Source organism: Clostridium sp. 1001271st1 H5, assembly GCF_005845215.1.
GTDB lineage: Bacteria > Bacillota > Clostridia > Lachnospirales > Lachnospiraceae > Enterocloster.
The window spans coordinates 1-1,582 of the sequence record NZ_SPHO01000063.1 but is presented as its reverse complement, the minus strand read 5'-3'; the positions used below and the strand labels follow the sequence as shown (position 1 = coordinate 1,582).

The following is a 1,582-nucleotide window of genomic DNA, read 5'->3' as shown; positions in this document are numbered from 1 at the left end:
CTTTAACACCATAATTCTTTAGGGGCAATTCAACACATCATATATTTACAGTCAGCATAGTTGCTGGCTTTTTTTGTGTTTTAAAAATTTGACTAAATTGTTTTATATCTCTTTACAAAATGGTGTTATGGTGTTATAATGTATGAGGAGGGATTCTTATGGCTTACTTTTTAAAAAAATCCAATCTCAAGAAGGGTATTTACCTTCAGATTTATGAGAGTTTTTATGACTCTGCAAAAAAGCAGACTGCACACAGGTCTCACGAAGCCATCGGCTATGTAAACGAACTCATGAAGAATGGAATCGAGGATCCGATTGCTTTTTACAGCGAACAGGTTCGCAAACTTAATCAGGAATACCACAAGAGTAAACACCAGGAAAAAAAGCGTCAGATATCGGAGGAATCTCCCGAAAAACTCCTGGGCTATTTTCCGTTGAAAAATCTTAACGACGCTCTCTGCTGTAAAAAATATATGGACTTGATGCAGACGGCAACTGATTTCCGCTTCAATGTATTTGACATGCTGTCCGCCCTCATTTATGCCAGAGGCGTCCATCCCTGTTCAAAATCCAGAACTTATGATGAAGTCATTCCCAAGCTCTTTGGCAAATATGACTTCTCTCTTGACCAGCTCTATTCCGGCCTTGAATACATCGGCTCTGAATATGAGAAGATCATTGAAATCTATAATCATCAGATTGAGCTGACATATAAGTTTGATACTTCGCACACCTACTTTGATTGTACCAACTTTTACTTTGAGATTGACCGCGAAGACGATTTTCGCCATAAAGGCCCTTCCAAAGAGAACAAAACAGAACCCATTGTCGGCATGGGATTGCTGCTCGATGCGCATCAGATTCCAATCGGCATGAAGATGTATCCCGGCAACGAAAGCGAAAAACCCGTAATCCGAACCGTCATTGATGATTTGAAGCAGCGCAATCACATAAACGGCAGAACCATCCAGGTGGCTGACAAAGGGCTCAACTGTATTGACAACATACTCCACGCATTGAAAGCTGGTGATGGATATATTTTCTCTAAATCTGTAAAGATGCTGCCAGAGGTAGAAAAGACCTGGGTTCTGTTGGAAAATAATTATATCGATATCAAAAACAGAGATGGAAAAGTACTTTACCGAATGAAAGAATGTGTGGATGATTTCGTCTATACTTACACCGATGGAAACGGTCGCAGAAAGTCCATAAAGCTCAGGGAAAAACGTGTGGTAACTTATAATCCCAAACTTGCTGAAAAACAGAACTATGAAATAAACAAACAGGTGGAAAAGGCAAAGGCACTCAGGGCATGCGAAGCAAAAAAATCCGAGTATGGAGACAGCGCAAAATACGTTTCCTTTGTGGCTGCAGATAAAAAAGGAATGAAAACCGATGGTAAAATCAAAGTTGAGATGAATGACAAGGCAATAGAAAATGCCAAAAGGCTTGCCGGTTATAACATGATGGTGACGTCAGAAATCAATATGCCTGCTTCAGAAATATACGCGGTTTACCACAATCTGTGGAGGATAGAAGAATCTTTCCGGATTATGAAATCACAGTTGGATGCGAGACCGGT

General features: G+C 40.2%; 1 protein-coding gene. It reads left to right on the top strand.

Annotation, left to right across the window (positions count from 1 at the left end):
* Positions 1–158: 158 nt before the first annotated feature.
* The coding region (locus FGS84_RS30560; protein ID WP_138311885.1) for an IS1634 family transposase at positions 159–1,582 on the top strand (1,424 nt) is incomplete at its 3' end.